14 protein-coding genes, 2 tRNA genes and 1 pseudogene are annotated in these 18,769 nt (G+C 56.3%); 14 read left to right on the top strand and 3 right to left on the bottom strand.

The features are described from left to right. Window positions 1-321 (bottom strand): annotated as a pseudogene (locus V6C16_RS02310) (UDP-N-acetylglucosamine 1-carboxyvinyltransferase); the annotation flags it as partial. A gap of 266 nt (window positions 322-587) precedes the next feature. Between V6C16_RS02310 and V6C16_RS02305 the strand changes: the two are divergent. From V6C16_RS02305 to V6C16_RS02290, 4 genes are all read left to right on the top strand, one after another. After that, window positions 588-663: transfer RNA gene (locus V6C16_RS02305), tRNA-His, on the top strand. Window positions 664-1,051: 388 nt separating this feature from the next. Continuing rightward, a tRNA-Pro gene (locus tag V6C16_RS02300) sits at window positions 1,052-1,128 on the top strand. A 287-nt stretch (window positions 1,129-1,415) separates the two neighbouring features. Continuing rightward, window positions 1,416-2,657 carry a type III sulfide quinone reductase, selenoprotein subtype gene (sqr, locus tag V6C16_RS02295; protein WP_333536376.1) on the top strand — a complete coding sequence of 414 codons (1,242 nt, stop codon included), beginning with the start codon at window positions 1,416-1,418 and terminating at the stop codon, window positions 2,655-2,657. Window positions 2,658-2,670: 13 nt separating this feature from the next. Then, window positions 2,671-3,339 carry a DUF1641 domain-containing protein gene (locus V6C16_RS02290; RefSeq protein WP_333536375.1) on the top strand — a complete coding sequence of 223 codons (669 nt, stop codon included), beginning with the start codon at window positions 2,671-2,673 and terminating at the stop codon, window positions 3,337-3,339. Window positions 3,340-3,548: 209 nt separating this feature from the next. On the opposite strand, the gene V6C16_RS02285 is transcribed toward V6C16_RS02290, so the two are convergent. Continuing rightward, entirely contained in the window at window positions 3,549-4,484 is a 936-nt protein-coding gene (locus tag V6C16_RS02285) for a hypothetical protein (protein WP_333536373.1), read from the bottom strand. Between the two features lie 243 nt (window positions 4,485-4,727). Here V6C16_RS02285 and V6C16_RS02280 point away from each other — a divergent pair, with 243 nt between their 5' ends. The 6 genes from V6C16_RS02280 to V6C16_RS02255 all read left to right on the top strand — a co-directional run bounded on the left by V6C16_RS02280 (window position 4,728) and on the right by V6C16_RS02255 (window position 10,263). Next, window positions 4,728-5,192, top strand: coding sequence for a CYTH domain-containing protein (locus V6C16_RS02280; RefSeq protein ID WP_012625470.1), 465 nt, complete (start codon window positions 4,728-4,730; stop codon window positions 5,190-5,192). A gap of 14 nt (window positions 5,193-5,206) precedes the next feature. Then, window positions 5,207-5,845: a hypothetical protein gene (locus tag V6C16_RS02275; protein WP_333536370.1), complete on the top strand. Its 639-nt coding sequence runs from the start codon at window positions 5,207-5,209 to the stop codon at window positions 5,843-5,845. A 108-nt stretch (window positions 5,846-5,953) separates the two neighbouring features. Then, window positions 5,954-7,519 (top strand): SLC13 family permease, encoded by a 1,566-nt coding sequence (locus tag V6C16_RS02270; protein ID WP_333536369.1) that lies wholly within the window; start codon window positions 5,954-5,956, stop codon window positions 7,517-7,519. Window positions 7,520-7,556: 37 nt separating this feature from the next. Then, entirely contained in the window at window positions 7,557-8,486 is a 930-nt protein-coding gene (locus V6C16_RS02265) for a hypothetical protein (protein ID WP_333536368.1), read from the top strand. Window positions 8,487-8,510: 24 nt separating this feature from the next. Next, window positions 8,511-9,356 carry a hypothetical protein gene (locus V6C16_RS02260; RefSeq protein WP_333536366.1) on the top strand — a complete coding sequence of 282 codons (846 nt, stop codon included), beginning with the start codon at window positions 8,511-8,513 and terminating at the stop codon, window positions 9,354-9,356. A gap of 151 nt (window positions 9,357-9,507) precedes the next feature. Next, on the top strand, window positions 9,508-10,263 hold the full coding sequence (locus V6C16_RS02255) for an inorganic diphosphatase (RefSeq protein WP_333536364.1): 756 nt from the start codon (window positions 9,508-9,510) through the stop codon (window positions 10,261-10,263). Window positions 10,264-10,631: 368 nt separating this feature from the next. On the opposite strand, the gene V6C16_RS02250 is transcribed toward V6C16_RS02255, so the two are convergent. Further along, window positions 10,632-11,558 (bottom strand): LysR family transcriptional regulator, encoded by a 927-nt coding sequence (locus tag V6C16_RS02250; RefSeq protein WP_333536362.1) that lies wholly within the window; start codon window positions 11,556-11,558, stop codon window positions 10,632-10,634. A gap of 323 nt (window positions 11,559-11,881) precedes the next feature. Here V6C16_RS02250 and V6C16_RS02245 point away from each other — a divergent pair, with 323 nt between their 5' ends. From V6C16_RS02245 to V6C16_RS02230, 4 genes are all read left to right on the top strand, one after another. Next, entirely contained in the window at window positions 11,882-13,513 is a 1,632-nt protein-coding gene (locus V6C16_RS02245) for an outer membrane homotrimeric porin (RefSeq protein WP_333536361.1), read from the top strand. A gap of 634 nt (window positions 13,514-14,147) precedes the next feature. Then, a complete protein-coding gene (locus tag V6C16_RS02240) occupies window positions 14,148-17,156 on the top strand; it encodes a hypothetical protein (RefSeq protein ID WP_333536360.1) in 3,009 nt (1,002 codons plus the stop codon). A gap of 201 nt (window positions 17,157-17,357) precedes the next feature. Then, entirely contained in the window at window positions 17,358-18,131 is a 774-nt protein-coding gene (locus tag V6C16_RS02235; protein ID WP_333536359.1) for a DeoR/GlpR family DNA-binding transcription regulator, read from the top strand. Window positions 18,132-18,189: 58 nt separating this feature from the next. Next, on the top strand, window positions 18,190-18,769 hold a 580-nt coding region (locus tag V6C16_RS02230), incomplete at its 3' end, for a four-carbon acid sugar kinase family protein (RefSeq protein WP_333542748.1).

Raw genomic sequence — 18,769 nt, 5'->3', positions numbered from 1 at the left:
GGCCTGGCCTATGCGGGCAAGCAGCGGCCCCAGACAGAGAACCGATGCCCGCATGGTGCGCACAAGGTCGTACGGGGCCTCGGGCAACAGGCTGCCGGGAACAACGCGCACCTGCCCGTTTTCATACTCGCAGTCGCAGCCAAGCACCCTGAGCAGATTGAGGGTGGTGTGAATATCGCGAAGGTCAGGAACATTGGTAATGGTAACCGGCTGGTCGGGCAGGATGGCGGCAAAAAGAATCGGCAGGGCCGCATTTTTGGAGCCACTTACTTCAATACTGCCCGTAAGCGGCACACCGCCTTCAATGACCAATTTATCCATTATATATCCCCGGAATATTTTTTATGCGTGTGGCCGCAAAAATCCGGCCCGGTCACCGGGCCAACCCAAGACGGGCGAAAATCAGCCATGCGCAGGTAGCGGGCGGGATGGCAGACCTGCCGCGGCAGCGGTCGAAAAGATGGCCGCAGGCCGCCCCTGCGACGGTTGGCGCAGTGTAGTTTTTTTTCTAGATAAAATCCAGAGCTGCGGCAATGCAAAAAAAGCTTGCCAAAATGATTTATCCTGTCTATAAGAATTTTTCTGTGGCGGAAGTAGCTCAGTAGGTAGAGCACCTGGTTGTGGCCCAGGTGGCCGTGGGTTCAAGTCCCATCTTTCGCCCCACAAATTTTCTTTTTTTGGAAACGTCCGCGAGGTTAGCCCTGCGGACGTTTCTTCTTTTCCTTCTGAGCTTCAACCCCAATAAACCGGCACAGCCGCCAGAGCAGTTTCACGTTGAAAGCACTCTAACAGGGTACGGCAAACGGCCTGCACAACCCCGGACTGCCCCCGTAAGCCCCCAGACACGCAACAGCAGGGCTTGACATGGGCCACAGCAAAATGGTTAAACCGTCAGCGCAGTGTCCCTGTGCAAAACCTGTTTTTTGGAAAGGGCATTTTTTTTACAAAGATCGCGGGTACGCCGGAACCTGTCCGGCCCGATGCGCGGGCAACACTGCTTGCTCCCTCGGACCAACGATCATGCGCCGATATTTGCCACGGCGCATTCCTGCGGAGCGTGGCGCAGCTTGGTAGCGCACCTGCTTTGGGAGCAGGGGGTCGCTGGTTCGAATCCAGTCGCTCCGACCAGAGATTTTCAAGCGGTTATCTGTAGTTATGCAGGTGACCGCTTTTGCTTTTGCGGCCATTTTGCGACCGCCAACACTCCTCCATCCCATATAAACACACTAATTTAGTATTAATTAAAGCATACTCACCCAGTTTTATTGGTTTATATGGTGCATATTCGATTTTTTTATGCTAGGACGGAAATAATACCCCACAACTAGGATATCAGCCGCATAAATATCTGCTTAACGTAGTGGGTGCAGACCGTCAAAGGCAAAACGCTCTATCTCTCAATTGGAGTCAACTAGATGAAAAAATTGCTTATTCTTGGTGCTGGCGCTGGTGGAACCATGATAGCCACAAAAATGAGAAAACTGTTAAGCGAACGTGAGTGGGAAATCACTCTTATAGATAGAGACCCCGTGCATCACTACCAGCCGGGCTGGCTGCTGGTTCCCTTTGGAGTAGACACGCCGCAGGGCTGCGTTCGCCCCAAAAAAGACTTTATCGCCCGTGGCGTCAATTTTGTCATAGACACGATCAACGCCGTTGATCCCATTGCGCGTAAAGTCGAGTGCAAAAACAGCACGCACACCTATGACTGGATCATCATTGCATCGGGCGCAAGAATCGCCCCCGATGAAGTGCCCGGCCTTCTGGATGACTGGGGCGGAAAAATCCACAACTTCTACACCCACGACGGTGCGGAAGCCCTTTATGGCAAGATGAAGCATTTCAAAAAAGGAAGACTGGTTCTTCACATTTGCGAAACGCCCATCAAGTGTCCTGTGGCCCCGCTGGAATTTGTGTACATGGCCGACTGGTATCTGCAAAAGATGGGTGTGCGCGACCATGTGGAAATTGAGCTTGTCACTCCCCTTACGGGCGCGTTTACCAAGCCTGTGGCAAACAACATTCTTGGTGCGCTTTGCGAAAAAAAGGGCATCAAGGTTACCACAAACTGGAGTGTGGACAGCGTTGAAGCCGACCGCTCCGTCATTACCTCGGTAACCGGCGACGAGATCAACTACGACCTGCTGGTGACCATTCCCCCCAACCTGGGGCAGCAGTTCCTTATTGAATCCGAAATTTCCGACGTGACAGGCTACGTCGATACGGACAAGGAACTGTTGCGGGCAAAGAAATTTGAAAATATGTACATCATCGGCGATGCCACCAACGTTCCGGCATCCAAGGCAGGTTCTGTAGCCCACTTTGAAGTGGACGTCATTGCCCAGAACATGATGTCCGACATTGAAGGCACGGACAATTACTACAAGTTTGACGGCCACACCAACTGCTTTATTGTTACGGGCTTTGAAAAAGCGTCGCTTATTGACTTCAGCTACGCCATCGAGCCGCTGCCCGGCATGTTTCCGCTGCCCGGCGTCGGCCCCTTTGAGCTGCTGGGTGAGAGTCATATAAACTATTGGGGCAAGCTCATGTTCAAGTGGGTGTATTACAATCTCATGCTCAAGGGACATGAGTTGCCGTTTGAGCCAAACATGTATCTTGCAGGCAAAGACACCTCCTTGCTGAGAAACAAGTAGGCTGGGGGACGCTATGACACCTGAAGAAAAAATTCTCGAACGGCTTGATGCCATTGAAGAAAAGCTCACGGACCTTCAAGCGGCCAAAGAAAACAGTAAAATGCTGATCGAGCAGTTGACGCCCATCGGCAACCATGCGTTTCGCCTTGCCGTCGAAGAGATGGAATCCCTTAACGGCAGAGTTACCCTCGACGACATCCTGGATCTGGTCAGAAAGGGACTGCTCACCGTCCCCAGAATCACGTGGCTGCTTGACCAGTTGGAAAACGCCACCGATCTGTGGCACGTTCTCCACCCGGCCCTCGGCCCGACATTTCCCCATATCGTTGAAAAGATGGGCAAATGGGAACAGGACGGCGTGTTCGCCAAAGCTTCCGCCCTCAAGAACGCAGGCGGAACCATGCTGGACGCCCTGAGTCCCGAAGACATTGCAAAGACCGGAGAGGGCCTCACCTTTGCCATAGGTCTGCTGCAACGTCTTGCCGATCCCAGGCTGCAAAGCAAGATAAACACGCTTATGGACCTCATGAGCGAGATTGATACGTCCAATGTCAAGCCCACAGGCATATTCGGCGTGGCCGGAGCGCTGCGAAGCGACGAAGGCAAGCAGGCCCTGGGCCTTCTGGTGGAACTGCTGAAGGCAAGCGGCAAACTCTCCGCCGCGCAGGGAACGCCCGGCTAACAGCGGCTGATCGGCAACCAGAAGACAACGGACGGCACACTGCCGGAAAACTCCGGCACGCTGCGGCCGTGGACACGACACGCCAAAGCCGTGCAGGCAGCGGCCCTGGGTGCTGACAAAAAATGACGCCAGGCCATGTGCCACAATGTAAAAAGCGGGGTTCACCCCGCTTTTTACATTGGTCCTGATGCATGCCTTTCCCGCAAACGCTATTGCATATCCCGCAGCATCTTGAGTTTGGAACCACCGAACTGGCCGCCATCAGGCAGCTTCATGTGGGCAAGCCCCTGCACGAGCACCTTGCGGTAAAACTCGTCCCCGGCGGCCACAACCTTGGGAATGGTATAGTAATCCTGATCTTCAATGCCCACAGAAACTTCCAGCGCGATGGGCTCTCCGCCCCAGCGCGGCGTCCACGCCTCAAAGGTTATCTCTGCCTCAACGCCGGCCAGATCCACGAAACCCATCTTGGCGGAATAGGTGCAGACCGTTACGGGCTTGAGAGGCGTTTCAGGGGCAAGGCCGCTCTTGGCCAGTGCAGGCACAAAACGCGAAAACTGATGCAACTGCGGGCGGTCGAGATCGCCGAAGGTGTGTTCCTCGCCGCGTATGTTCACACTTTTTTCCAAACGGCTGCCCATATTGCCCTGGGTGTCAAGATACGGGTGATCTTCAGCGGCAATCTCGCCCTTGACGCCCACAGGGCTCAGCGGCGTACCCAGGATAAAGGCGGGGTCTTTGCCGGATGTTTTTACGGTCAGCCTTCTGCCGTCCTTGGCGCTGCCGTCTTTCTTGTAGTTGGTGGTGATCCGCACCACAAAGCCCGCATCGCGCAGGGCGAGATTTTCCGTGTCATAATAGCTTCTTGCGCGCAGGCGCAGCTTGTCCTTCTCTGACCGTGTCAGCACGAAACCGTTTTTTGCGGATGCGGCAGACAGGGCCTCCCAGAGTTTTTTGAACGATGCCTTGGCTTTGTCCGTATTGAACAGCGCCGGGTTCAGGGCCATTTTGTACTCAAGGCCGTTCACGGCCCCGTGGGGCTTCCAGGCCGCCACATTTTTTTCATAATGGCCCGGCCCGGCAGCCGACGCCATAGATGCGGAAAACAAAAGCCCCATTACCAGCAGAGCGGTCAGTCTGTACATAGGAACTCCTTGCGGCTACTGAAATTATTTGGCGCAACCATGCCACACGCAGCACGCTTTTGTACAATAAAATCGGCGGATGCAATACATAAGCGCATCTTATACCGAAGCGCCGTCATCGCATGATCCATAAGTATAGCTTATGGACAATGCAGACACTTCTGATTTTTAACTTTTACCCGTCAGCGATACGTTAGCACAAACGTCAACGGGACGTTTTCATGAAATCCAAGGAGAATGACAGTGGCTAAAGAAATTGAACGCAAGTTCCTCATAAAGGGAGAAGCATGGCGCGCTCTGGCCGAGGGTACCATGTACCGCCAGGGCTACCTCAACAGCGCCAAGGAGCGCACCGTGCGCGTGCGCACCGTGGGCGACAAGGCGTTTCTGACCATCAAGGGCATCACGGTGGGCGCCACCAGGGCTGAGTATGAGTATGAAATTCCCTTTGCTGACTGCAACGCTCTTCTGGACGACCTGGCCGAAAAGCCGCTGATCGAAAAAAAGCGCTACAAAATCAGACAAGGTGAATTTACCTGGGAAATTGACGAGTTCTTCGGTGACAACCAGGGGCTTATCGTGGCTGAAATCGAGCTGACCAGCGAAGACCAGCAGTTCGGCAAACCCGACTGGATAGGTGAAGAAGTAACAGGCGATCCCCGCTACTTCAATTCCAATCTCATCAAACATCCCTTTACCCGCTGGTAGAAAGGAGCACTTTCATGGCTGACGTCTTTGCTAAAAACGTATCCACCACCGCGGCTGAAGCCGAAAAGATCGTTCCGCGCGCCGAATTTCGCGTTTTCGGGCACGGCATCCTCGACACGGTCAAAAAAAAGATGTGGGACTGCGGCGCGGTACTTTTCAAGGCCCGCAAAATGCCTGCCGAAACATATTTTCTTTCGGCGCACACCACCGAAGCCAACGTCAAGGTGCGCGACGGCCTGCTGGATATCAAGACCAAGGTGGGCGAAACTCCTGAAGGATACGAAATTTTTCAGCCACGCGGCAAATTTCAGTTTCCCGTCTCCAAATCCGACCTGGCGGTGATTCTCTCTCACCTCAAGGTAGACATGCCCCTTGCCAAAGAGCAGTACGGCATTGAAGAATTTATCGAAATGGTGCGCAAGCATCCGGACATGGCCGCCGTAAGCGTAGAAAAAATGCGCTACGGCTTCACGGTCGACGGCATTATCTGCGAGTACGCCCAAGTATGGTTCAACGGCGCGCTGCTCGAATCGGCCTGCTGCGAAAGCGAAAATTACGCGGGCATGAAAAAGTCGGTGGAGGGTCTGGGCATCGCTGATCTTCCCAATACCAACTATCTCAAGGCCGCACGCCGTGTCGTAGGTATGGAGTAATCTGCTGGAGCAGCCGCCGTTTTCTCACTCCCCGGCGGTGCTTCAGCACCTTCCCAAAGGCCCGTCTCTCCCGTGGCCTTTGGGAAGGCCGCAGATCAAGGAGGCAGCGTGTCGCAAGCAGCAAGCACCAAGGCATTTGACCCCTTGGACATCAGCAATTACTCCCTTGAAAAGCTCCCGGAGCTCAAGGGCGGCGCATGGATGAACCGCATCAAGTTTGCGGGCGTTCCACTGGGCATCATTTCCTTTCTTTATTTTTACCTGCAATGGTGCGGTCCCATCGGCGTATTTGAAGAACAGACAAAAGTTCCGCCCGAACATTGCTATGCGGCGCTGGGCATTTTTGTTTCTTCTCTTGTTCTCTGGCTTTCCGAAGCCATACCCAATTATCTGACTTCGTTTCTTATTATTGTAGCAACCATACTAACCGGCGTCATGAAGATGCGCCCGGCCTTTGCCATGCTGGGCGAACCCGTGATGATTCTCAACATCGCGAGCTTTATCATGGCCAGCGCCCTTGTGGTCACGGGCCTTGCCAAGCGGATATGCCTTTATGTCGTCCTGTCCATGGGCAATAACGTCACGCTCATACTGGCCTGCTTTATCGCGCTGAATCTGCTTCTTGGCGCGTTCATCAGCGCCACATCGGCAAAAACCGCCCTGCTTCTTCCGCTCTTTATGGTCATTTCAGCCATGTACGGCTCTACCGGCGGCGAAAACCGCAATAACGTGGGCCGCAACATGGTGCTGCAAAACCTGCTGGCAAACAACGTTTCCGCCTCTGCCTTCATCACCGGCTCGGCAGCCAACCTGCTGGCGGCTCAACTGCTCGAAAACGCAGGCTACAAGGTCTATTACAGCGACTGGCTCATGGCGCTTCTGCCTCTTTCCATCATCCAGTGCGCCTTTGCCTGGTACACAGGCACCCGCTGGCTGTTCCCCATCCGCAAGGAAGATTCCAAACCCAAGCTGGCCGGGGGCCACGAACGCCTGCAGCAGGAACTTGTCAAGCTTGGGCCGGTTTCGTCGGCTGAAATACGTGCGGGCATAGTCTTCCTGACGGTGCTGCTGCTCTGGGGTACTGACCGCTATCACGGCATCCGGGCCGAGGTCACCGCGCTTATGGGGGCCATTGCCGTGCTCATGCCCGCCGTGTGCAAACTGCCCCGTATCGGCGTCATCAAATGGAATGATGCGGACATTCCCTGGCACATGCTCATGTTCAGCTGGGGGGCCTACGTGCTGGGCGGCCTTATGGACAAAACAGACATCGTGGGCCTGTGGATGCACTATTCGCTGGATACGTGGGACGCGGCATCCCTGCCCAAGGTGGCGGTATTCGCCCTGCTGGCATCGCTCTTCGCCCTGACGACCCTTGTGAGCGAAAGCAAGACAGCCCGCACCATCGTGCTTTTTCCCATCATCATCAGCGTGGCAAAAAAATTCGGCTGGGACGTCATAGGCTTCTGCCTGCCTATGGCTTTTCTTATCAACCAGGTTTACGTGCTCTATTTCAACTCCAAACCGGCCAACATCAGTTACCTCACAAACCAGTACACCAGTTGGGAATCGTTCAAATTCGGCATGTTCCAGCTTGTGGCCTGCGTGCTCATGCTCGTCCTGTGGACGCAGTACGTCATGCCCCTCATGGGTTTTGACAGCAGGCTCTGGTAGCGCGCCCCGCGCGCGACAACCTCCAACGGAGGCACTTATGCGCAAGATGCTCGGCTTACTGTTATTGATGGGTTTTATGGCCGCCTTTCCGGCAGGCGCCGCGGACCTGTATCAGCAAAATCTTTCACAGTGGAAAGGGCAGACAAAGGAAGTCACCGGCCGGGAATACAAATTCCTTGTAGCCCCTGAAAAAGTGAATGCCGACGTCACCGAGGCATTCAGGGAAATCTGGAACCTGACCAAGGCCGTGGCGGACTCGCTGCACATTGTCATGACGGAAAAAAAGAAAGACCCCTTTGCCCTGGCCCCGACGGTCAAAACCTACTTTGACACGCCGGACCTGGCCCTGTGGAAAAAAGGCTATCTCATCCGCGTCACCACCAACTACCAGCGCGGCTACCCCGCAAGTCCGCTGCGCGTCTCTGTCAAAAGCCTCAACGGTCCTTTCTCCAAGGTCCTCGCCGCCAAGCTGGAAACAAAAGGCGTGAAAAGCAAAACCACGGTGGAGGACAATATCGGCATCGGCAAAAACGGCCAGCTTGTCAGCTATCTGGACAAGTCCGCCAACTTCAGCCTTACGCGGGGCGAACTCGGCGACATGAATCTGGCCGACTTCGGCGCCTATGTGCCGGAACTGCTCAAGCTGGGCCTGCCCGCCGACACCAGGCTGACGGCCCATGTGGCCTACGCCGTGCGCTGCCGCCCGGGGCATATGGAACTGCCCGGCCTGGACAAGCCCCTTGCCGTATCAATGGAGGCATGGTCGCGCACCCAGGACGGCGCGCCCTTTGTTTACGATTTTTCCTTTGGGTATGACGGCGACTTCAGCAAGCAAGCCGAAGCCCACAAGGCCGGCGAAAAGCTCATGCAGGCTCTCAACGCCCGGCTGGGAGAAAAGCTGGCCCTGAAGGACGTGCACAAATGGCTCGGCTCCAAGGTGCGCGTGCTGCTTGACCAACCGCTGTAAGAGCTAACCACAAGGAGCAAGACGATGAAAAAAACTCTGATTCTTCTTGGCGCATTCTGCCTCATACAGGGAACAGCCCTGGCCGCCGACAACCTTGACGCCCTTTACGGCATTGCCAACAGACCGTCCTACATCAAGCACTACGAGGCCGACAAGGAGCACAATGTTCTGCTCAATCCCTACCTTCAGGTAGCCACCAGAGACGCTCACGCCGTGCTTGACGTCAAAAGGCCCGTTTACAACTACGTCATCACCCCCGAAGGCGGCGTGGCCCTTATTGAAGAAGCCCCGCATCCTTACGGGCGCACCTACCCCAACGGCTTTTTCCGCCCCGAGGACAAGTCGCAGCGCAAAGCCGGCACTACCGAAAACTACGGCCATGTGTCCGGTACGGCAGGCGGCCCCGGCCGCATCAGCGGCGAAATAATCAACGACCGTAAAAACGGGTGCTGGCTCGTCAACAACAAGTCCGGCCGCTATTCCAAACGCAATATTGACCGCACGCCGGAACAACTGCTCAATGCCTTTGTACTCATGCAGGAGACCATTGATCCCGGCAGCCAGCCCTGGTGCAAGGGAGCGGCCTACCTGCTGGGCTATGCCCCGGACTACGTGAGCGAACCTCTGCGCAAAAGCCCCGATATGCGCTATGAAGACCCGGAAAGCAAAAAAAACGCCCACATTCTGGTTGTTCCCGGCGTCAAGCCTCCCCATTTCGACATACCGCAGTACCAGCATCTTTCGCTTGATGCCGTTGCCCCCGGGGCAGCTTCCGGCGCAGCGCCCGCTGAGGCTGCCAAACCGGCGGGCAAAACCGCCAAGGGCGTTCCGGCCCCTGAAAAGGCCGCCTACAATGACGACCCGTCCTAGACAGTGTCGTCACGAGCGCCTTTCCCGGTATCTCTGTGTCGAACTTCGCCTTTTATTCCGGTCGAGTACCATAATAGTACACTCCCTGCGTAAAAGGCTCGTTCTCCTTGATATACCAAGGAAATTCATTACCATTCAGGAGCGTGATGCAATGAAAAGACTCATATTCCTTCTTGCCATATGCCTTCTTGCCATGCCTGCGGCGTCTTTTGGCGAAACAACGGCAGCGCGCGCCCAGCAGGCCGTATTCAAGGGAGAAAAAAACTATCTTACGGGCTACCCGACGCACAATGCGGACGGAACCGTCAATGTGGTCATTGAAATACCCGCCGGAACCACGGCCAAGTATGAGGTAGACCATACCACCGGCCTTCTGGTTCTTGAGCAGAAAAACGGCCAGCCCCGCTACGTGCAGTACCTGCCCTACCCCGGCAACTACGGTTTTGTGCCGCGCACCGTTCTCGCCAAAGAACTGGGCGGCGACGGCGACCCGCTTGACGTCATCGTTCTTGGCGATGCCGTACCCAGGGGCAGCATCCTGAAAGCGCGGCCCCTGGGCGTGCTGACCCTCAACGACAGCGGCGAGGAAGACAACAAGATCGTCATGGCCGCCGTGGGTTCGCCTTTTGAAAAAGTACGTGGCGTCAAGCAGTTGGACGAGCAGTTTCCCGGCGTGACAAGCATACTCCAGACATGGTTCACCTCGTACAAGGGCAAGGACAAGAACGGAAAGCCCTACCTGAGCAGCAACGGCATGCTGGACCGCACCGAAGCCGTCCGCCTCATCGGTGATGCCGCCCTGCAGTTTGAGCGCTCCGTCATTACCGAGGCCGACAAACCCGCCCTTGACCCCGACGGCAATCCCCGCGTGTATTTTTCTCCGCAGGCCCGCAACATCAGCGACTAGGGCAAGTAACTCTTGAAACCGCCCCTGGCCTATGCCCGAGACGGCTAGAGCAGTTTACGAATGAAATGAGTTCACTGCTCTGCAAGGATTTTCAGGAAAATCCTTGCCATGAAATGCGAGCAGGCAGGCTTTTGCCTGCCGTAAGTGAGTATTTCAAGTGTTAAATGCTCTAGGAAACAACGAGCCGACAACGTTTTACTGTCCATTGTCCCCCCCCCCTGCGCAGGCATCAGCCGTTGCCTGTAAAAAAGCGCCCCGTTCGGGGCGCTTTCAATGCAATGTATCGGCAAAAAGCAGTCTGACTCGTGCCCACTGCCGGGCGCACCGCCGGGCGCGGCTGGACCGGTGCAGGCAGACGGCGGACAGTCCTACGGCAGGCGCGACAGAATTTCTTCGGGCAAAGGTACGCCAAGCTCAAAAAGCAGCGCCAGAAAATGCGTTATCGTACGGCTCAGGCGCTGCCCTTCCATATAGACCAGCGAATAGTTCACATGCAGGTCAAAAGATTCCAGCCGCAACTGCGTCAGCTGTCCCGCAGCCAGTTCCAGGGCGGCCGCGTACCGCGGCAGGGCCGTAACCCCCAGTCCGTTGATCACCAGTTGCTTGGCAACCTCCATATTATCCACGGTCATGAATGCCGGCCGTTCGGGACGACCGGCATGTGTTTTAAACCATTCCTGCACCTTGTTGGTCACGCGGGTCCCCTGCTCCCGCAGGATAAAGGGGTGCGCCAGCAGATCGTCGGCACAGACCGGGCCGTCCTTTTGCGCCAGGGCGGACTTGCGCCCCGCAACCACAATAAGCGGCTCACGGTGCAGAAAATGCGCGCGAAGATTGGGATGCGACGGCGATGAGCCGCAAAAACCGATCTCCAGCTCTCCCCGATACACTTTTTCGGCAATGACGTGCGAATTGTGTACAGCCAGATCCAGAGTGACGCCGGGATGACGCTGATGAAAAAGCACCATATAACTGGGCAGGTAATAGGCGCTCATGATGGCGGAAGCGCCGAGCACGAGGCGGCCGGTATCAAGCTGGCTGAGGCTCTGGAATTCGTCCTGCATCTGATTGACAAGACTGAATATGCGCTGGGTGTACTCATAGAGCACACGCCCCTCGCTTGTAAGGTTCACCTTGCGCCGCGAACGGTCGAACAGCGGTACGCCCAGGCTGTTCTCAAGGCTCTGCACCTGCATGCTCACTGCGGGCTGTGTAAGAAAAAGGTCGCGCGCGGCCTGGGTAAAATTACCGGTTTCGGCAATTTTATGAAATGTTTTCAAATGATCAATATTCATGCGGGTATCAACCGGCCTTGTTAAAAAATGCTCAGTGTCCGCAAATGCTCATGCAGATGCACGAGATTGTCAACTGTGCCTCCATGCCGCGCCTCTGCCGCAACGTCAAAGCAGCCTGTTTTGTCCCGGTAAATTTTATGGATAACGTTTCATTATCTTCCCCATTGGCAATTCTGATTTACATGCCTTGGCTGAAATATTGTAGGCTCCGTGCAAGACACCAAAAAGCGCAAAGCGACTGAACAGGGTCAATCTGCTGCCTGGCAGGGAGACAAACCTGACACTGGATAAACCACATCCGCGTCATTGCATGGAGAATACCGATGAAAAAGCTGTCTACATTGATTCTGGCTGCCGCACTTACGCTTGGAGGGGTAAGCGCCGCCAGCGCCATTGACTTCAAAATCAGGGGCTACTGGAGTTTTTCCTACGAAGTGGCGACCAACAGCGCCTTTGTAAACAGCCGCGCAGGAGGCAGCACCGGAGACGATTTTTCCGCCGGCGAACGACTGCGCCTTTACCTTGAGGCCAAGGCGTCCAAATCCCTTTCCGGCACGGTGGGCATTGAAATCGGTGATATCTACTACGGGCAGGCAGAAAAAAACAACCGTGCCATGGGCGGCGCCCTGGGAGCCGACGGCACCCTCATCAAGCTCAAGCGCGCCTTTCTTGACTGGCAGGTTCCCAGTAGCGATATCAAGGTGCGCATGGGTATTCAGGGCATGAAGCTGCCCCTGTTCGCCTCCAGCGGCAACTTTGTGCTGGATGACGATGCCGCGGGCATTGTGGCCTCTTCGCGCGTCAACGAAAACTTTTCCGTCACGGCCATGTGGGCACGCCTGCTGAACGACAGCCCCCTTGAAACAACGCCGTCATACTATAACGGCACCGCCTATGATCCGGATCATCCCGACAACGATGCGCTCGACTTTTTCGCCCTGCTTTTTCCCGTGCGTTTTGACGGTTTCAACGTGACCCCCTGGGTGGGCCTTGCCGCCATGGGCGACGGCATCGGCCGCAACCCCAACAAGGATTACAGCGAAAATTTTATCAAAACCTCACGTAAAAAACTTCAGGAAGGCATGGGCGTTTACACAGGCACGGGCAAGGCTCCCATGCTGCTCGAATACGGCGGCGGCGAAACGTACACATGGTGGGGCGGGCTTTCCGCAAACCTCAACCGTTTCGACCCCTTCATTCTGAAATTTGACTTTATGTACGGCAACAAGCAAGGTAACGGCATGTACCGCGACGAGACCTATACCAAGGATAACGGCAAGGTCAAAAAACTGGGCAAGCACGGGCCTCTTGATGCCGACCGCTATAACCGCAGCGGCTGGTTTGCAAGCATGCTTGCCGAATACAGGCTTGACTGGGGTACGCCCGGCATCTTTGCCTGGTACAGTTCCGGCGACGACGACAACCTCAACAACGGTTCGGAACGCATGCCTGCCATGTCGGGCAACTGGGAGTACACGCACACCGGCTTCAAGGGAACCACGGCTTCAGGCGCGTATGACGGCATTTTCGCCTACCAGCCCCTTGGCCTCTGGGGCCTTGCGCTGCAATTGCGCGAAATCCCCCTGATGGAAGACCTTACAAGCCACATTAAAGTGCTCTACATGCGGGGAACCAACTCCGCAAATATGCCCAAAAAGATCGCGGAATCACAATATCTGTTAAAAGAAAACATCAACGGCATCTCGCCGGCCGGGGCCATCGGTTCCTACCTGACCACCAATGACTGGGCCATGGAAGTGGACTGGAATACCGAATACAAGATTTACGAAAATCTCAAGCTTGTTGTTGAAGCATCGTATCTTTATGTGGATTTCGACAAGGATACCTGGAGCTATACCGCCCCCGACGGGGTAAAATACGGGCGCGAATGGGCGCAGCGTCCCGATAATCCCAACGTGTTCAAGGTCGGCCTCAACTTTCACTACTCGTTCTAGAGCAGATTAACTTTGAGAATGTACATTCTCAAAGTTTAAGACACGCTCGCTTCGATGCTTAACCGCGCAAGTAAATTGCGCTTGCATCTTTGCGGCGGGCGACTGCTCACGCAGCCGCCAGAGCAATTTCAAAGTGAAATTGCTCTAGAGCAGTTAACGAATGAAATGAGTTCACTGCTCTGCAAGGATTTTCTTGAAAATCCTTGCACGAAATGCGAGAAGGCAGTCTTTTGCCTGCCGTAAGCGAGCATTTCAAGTGTTAAATACTCTAGGGCGTCCTGCCTTTGAGAGCATGCACCCTCAAAGCTTTATGCCCGCTACGCGCTTAACGGCGCAGGTTTCGTGCGCCAACCCCGCATGAGGCTTCTGCCGGCGCAGCCGGCAGAACAATTTCAAGGTGAAATGGCTCCAGCTTCCTCCCCGGCCCTGCCGCATTTCCCGCGGCAGGGCATTGCAGCCCCTCTTACGCGCAAGATAAGGGGGGTTTTGTGTCTCGCTGGCGAAGGCCAAGGCCGTCGCGTTCAAACATGGCGAACGCGCGCAGCATCTCTTGATAGCCGGTGTAAAGAATTGCAATACAATGAATACTTCCAGAACTGAAAAAAAACATACATCACCTGCCGACCAGCCGGGCATGAATTCTGCCTCCGCGCACTGCGCGCCGTGGCTTTTTGACCCCCAGGACCATCAGCTCGTCCGCCTCGTCAACGACTTTTCCGCCGCGCGCGCGCACAACCAGTCCCTGCCCCAGCCAGACCCGGCCCTGCACCCCAACGGCGTCATCGAACTGACCTCCGAACCGGGCCTGCGCATGGCCCGCGCCGTCATCATCCTGCTTGAAAGCCTTGAAGACGGCGGAACACAGGAAAGGCTGCACGCCCTGCGCCGTCTGCACGACGAAGTGCTCTATTCCGTGCATTCCCCCTTGCAGAAAAATACCGCGCGCGTGCTCATCCAGCTCATGAAGGATCTTGTGCGTTCCAGCCCGCATACCCATTTGCAGCTCCCTCTGGCCCACGAATTTCATCAGGCCGTGCGCGGCGCGCCGCGCATCATACGCAAGCTGCTCTGCCGCTATCATCTGCTGGAAATGCCCGAGGCCTGGAACCAGCAGGCCTTCGACCACCACGTCCACGATGCCAACACCAAGGGCCGCAAAAGCCCCACACATCTGGTCATGGACGCATGGGTCAAGGGCATCCGCTTTTTAACGGTCATCTACTACAATACCGTTGATCCCGAAGCCGCCGGAGAACTGCTGCGCGCCGCGCGCATCATGGGCATCACGGTGCGCATCGGCATTGAGTTTCGCGCGTCCTTTGGCGACAAGATGGTGGAATTCACCTGGGTTCCCCTTGATATCAACAGCCCGAGAGCCTTTGCCGACCTGCTGCGCAGGCCCGACATCGCCGGGGTGCTGTCGGAATACGCCGCGGTGAACACCTGGATGCAGGAACATGCCCTGCGCCTGCTGCGGGCCTGGAACAACACGCATGCGCCCCGTCTGGCCGAACAACTGGGCATCCCCGCACCCGAGCCGCTGAAAGAAGGCGATTTTCTGGCCTATGTGGGCCACCGGCAGCCTTCATCCCTGCATCTGGCAGAATACATTTTTTCCCAGTGGGCGCCGCTGGCTCATGAGGCCGCCAACCGCCTGCGCCAACAGATGGAACAGCAGCAGGGTGATGCGCGCGCCGCAGCCAAGACCCTTGTGGAAAGCCTTGAAGACTTCGTACCCGACAGCATCCGCGCCGAATGGCTGAGTCCGACGGCCAACCCTGACATGGTCTTTCCCTACACGCCGCACAAAAGCCTGCCCGAAGTGCTGCTGCGTGAACCGGAGACCCTGCTTGAATCGCTCATCCCCCTGCACCCGTGCCAGATGGTGCTTAACCTGGCGGGCCTGACCCCCCAGGACATTCTGGAACTGCTGTGGCGCGGCAAGGGCCACATCACCCATCTTGAGCTTTTCAATCTGCGGGAATGGACCAGCGGCCAGCTTACCCATGTGGAAGCCATCAACTGCCTGCAGCGGGCCATCAATGAAGGCAGCATCCTGCGCCTCAAGCAGGTGGTTCGCCAGATCGTGCGGGAAGAGCCGGAAGAGTCCTCGCGCCGCCCCCTGTTACAGGCCGTGCTCGACCAGTTGCCCCGGCTTCAGGAATTCTATGCGTCCGCCCCGCTGGGTTCGCGCATCGGCACGGACTCCACAAGCCGTTCGCACCATACCCACGGCATGGGTCTTGTCTTTGTTGAAACCCTGCCGCAGCAGGCGCGCGACGCCCTTGCGCGGGAAGACAAGGAACAGCGCCTGCTCCTGCCCGTGCATACGGATATTTACAGTTTTGTGCAGCACCACGAACCGCCATACGCCCAGCCCTGGTGGATAAAACGCCTGCGCCGCCTGCCCGGTCTCCGCCATCTCGGCTGCCATTGCGTGCGGGGGTGGGGGCTTGAAAAAAAGACCACCACAGTGGGACAGGACGGCAATCTTGTGACCCTGGGCGGCGTCGACGCCAAGGGCATGAACAGGGAAAACCCCAAGGACGGCGCCAGCCCCGCCTTTGAGGTCAGCCCCTGGAACCCCACCTATGTCAACAGCGACGTGATCAACCTGCTCAAAATTCTGGCGGGATTTCTGCCCGCGCAATGGGCGTTCTGGTATGTGGGCAGTTGGTGGGTGCTCACCTGGTTCGGCGCGCTGCTCTGGTTTGCCATCACGGCGGTGCGCAACGTGGCCCAGTCCATGGTAGGCGGCGGGGCCTTCAGCCGGTCCATGCTCCTGCCCTGGAACCGCTATGTGAGCTGGAGCCGCATGGCAGACTCCCTCATGTACACGGGCATATCCGTTCCCCTGCTGGAAGTGGCCGTGCGCCTGTGGCTGCTTGAAGACCTGCTGGGCATAACCGTGCAGGACAATGCCGTCATGGTCTATGCGGTCATTGCGCTGGTAAACAGCATCTACATTTCCGGCCACAACATCTTCCGGGGCCTGCCCAAGGAAGCCGTGGTCGGCAACCTGTTTCGCAGCGCCCTGTCCATACCGTTATCCATGCTGCTCGGCCACGGGTTGCTGCATTTTTTCATCTTCATGCAGTTGCCGGACCCCATGATGCTGCTGCAAAACTGCGCTGCCATCGTTTCCAAGTGCTCTTCAGACATTGTGGCGGCTATTATCGAGGGCTTTGCCGACCGCAACCATTACCTGCGCATGCGACAAAGCGACTATGACAGCAAGTTTGCGCAGATTTTTAAAAGCCTCGCCACCCAGGAGCTGCTGTTTCCTCATCGCAATCTGGCAAAAATGCTGCAACATCCTCAGGATTACTGGAAAAAGCTCTACAAGAGCGATCCGGTGGCAGCACGGCAGGCCCTGGAGCACATGCTGGACATGATGTACATGTGGTATTTCAAACCCCGCGCCCGGCAGATTTTCTGGCAAAAAATCACGGCCATCCCGGTGGAGGAAAAACAGGGCATCCTTGCCTTGCATTCCCTGCTGCGTCTGGAACGTGAAATTACAACCGAACTTTTGCAGGGCCTGCTCGGCAAGGATTTTTCGCGGGCGCTGACCTTTTATCTGCAAAAGAACAGGGAATACCTGCATGAACTGAAAGCGGGCAAATACCGCACTGCCGCCTGATAAAAGTTACAGAAAACATCGCTGGCGCCCTGGAAACAAAATTTAACAAAATATCAAGCATAGACTCATAGCACTCAAGCTCCGGATAAAAATCCGGAGCTTTTTTCGTTGAACCTCTTGACTCGATGCCCGCAACCGAAGATAACAAAAATTAACAAATTATCCTAAAAAACAACATACCAACGAAACAGGATACTTGCCATGCTGCCGGTTGAGCGACGTAAAAAAATGGCCCGCATCATCAAAAGCCAGGGTGCTGTCAACACGCGAGAACTGGCCGAAATCCTGGGTATTTCCATCATGACCGTCCGGCGTGACCTCAAAGCGCTGGAAGAGCAGAATCTGCTTGAGATCACCTGGGGCGGAGCCGTACCCATTGGTTTTGAGGCGCACGACATACCGCGTTCGCACAAGGCTTCGTGCATGCGCCAGGCCAAGGCCGACATTGCCCGCGCCGCCTGCGGCTTTATCGAAGACAACGCCTTTATCTCCCTGGATGCGGGAACCACCACCCTTGAGCTTGCGCGCCTTTTGCCGTCGTTGCCGCTCAGCCGCCTCAGCGTGGTCACGCCCGACCTTGAAATCGCCATGCTCCTGTCAGGGCATGCGCATATCGAGGTCTTTCTTACCGGAGGCCGGGTAGACCCCGTAAGCCGGGCCTGCAACGACGTTTCAGGCATGGAGTACCTGCGCCGCATCCGCACCACCCTGGCCTTTGTGGGCATCAACGTGTGGGAAGCCGAACGCGGCGTGACCACCAGCTCCTCTGAAAAGATGCACCGCAAGATTCAGCTTATGGAAAGCGCGGATAAAAGCATCCTGCTTGTGGACTCCTCCAAGTACGCCAAGTTCAGCCCCTGGCGCGTGGCGGGCGTTGATGACTTTTACCGCATTATCACGGACTGCGGGCTTTCCGCAGGCGCGCGCCAGCAGCTTGAAGCCGCCGGAGCCAGCCTGCTGTACGCCGATTCCTGACCAGCTCCCCCCGGCGGGCGTCCGTCTTTCGCCTGCTGCCGGAAAACAGGAGAACCACATGAATATAGCTGTAATCGCTGACGACTTTACCGGCGCCAATGCCAATGGGGCCTTGCTTACCGCCAAGGGTTTTTCCAGCGCCACCTGCCTGGGCCTTGATAAATGGGACCCGCAGTATTTTGCGTCCTTTACCGCAGTGTCTCTCAATGCCGAAAGCCGCCTGCTTTCGCCGCAAAAAGCCTGGGACGCGGTGTATGCTGCGGTCAAGATGTTCTGCGCCGAAAAACCGGCTCTGGTGGCAAAACGGGTGGACTCCACCCTGCGGGGCAATATCGGCGCGGAAATAGAGGCCGCCGTCAAGGCTATGGACGAAAGCTACGGGCATCAGGAATCCCTTGCCGTGCTTGTGCCGTCCTACCCCTCTTCGGGCCGCATCTGCGTGGGCGGATACCAGATCGTCCACGGCGTGCCGCTGGAGCGTTCGCCCATCGCCCAGGATGCGGCCACGCCCATCAAAAACACCTCGGTACTCAAAATATTTTCAGAGCAAAGCTCGCTGCAATGCGGTTTCGTACCCCTTGAAACCGTACTGGCCGGAGCGGAGGCCGTGCGCCGCCGCATTGAGGCCCTGCGCGCCC

This window comes from Desulfovibrio sp. 1188_IL3213, assembly GCF_036763145.1.
Classification (GTDB): Bacteria; Desulfobacterota; Desulfovibrionia; order Desulfovibrionales; family Desulfovibrionaceae; genus Desulfovibrio.
The sequence above is the reverse complement of the archived record's forward strand: the minus strand, read 5'-3'. Positions and strand labels throughout refer to the sequence as shown.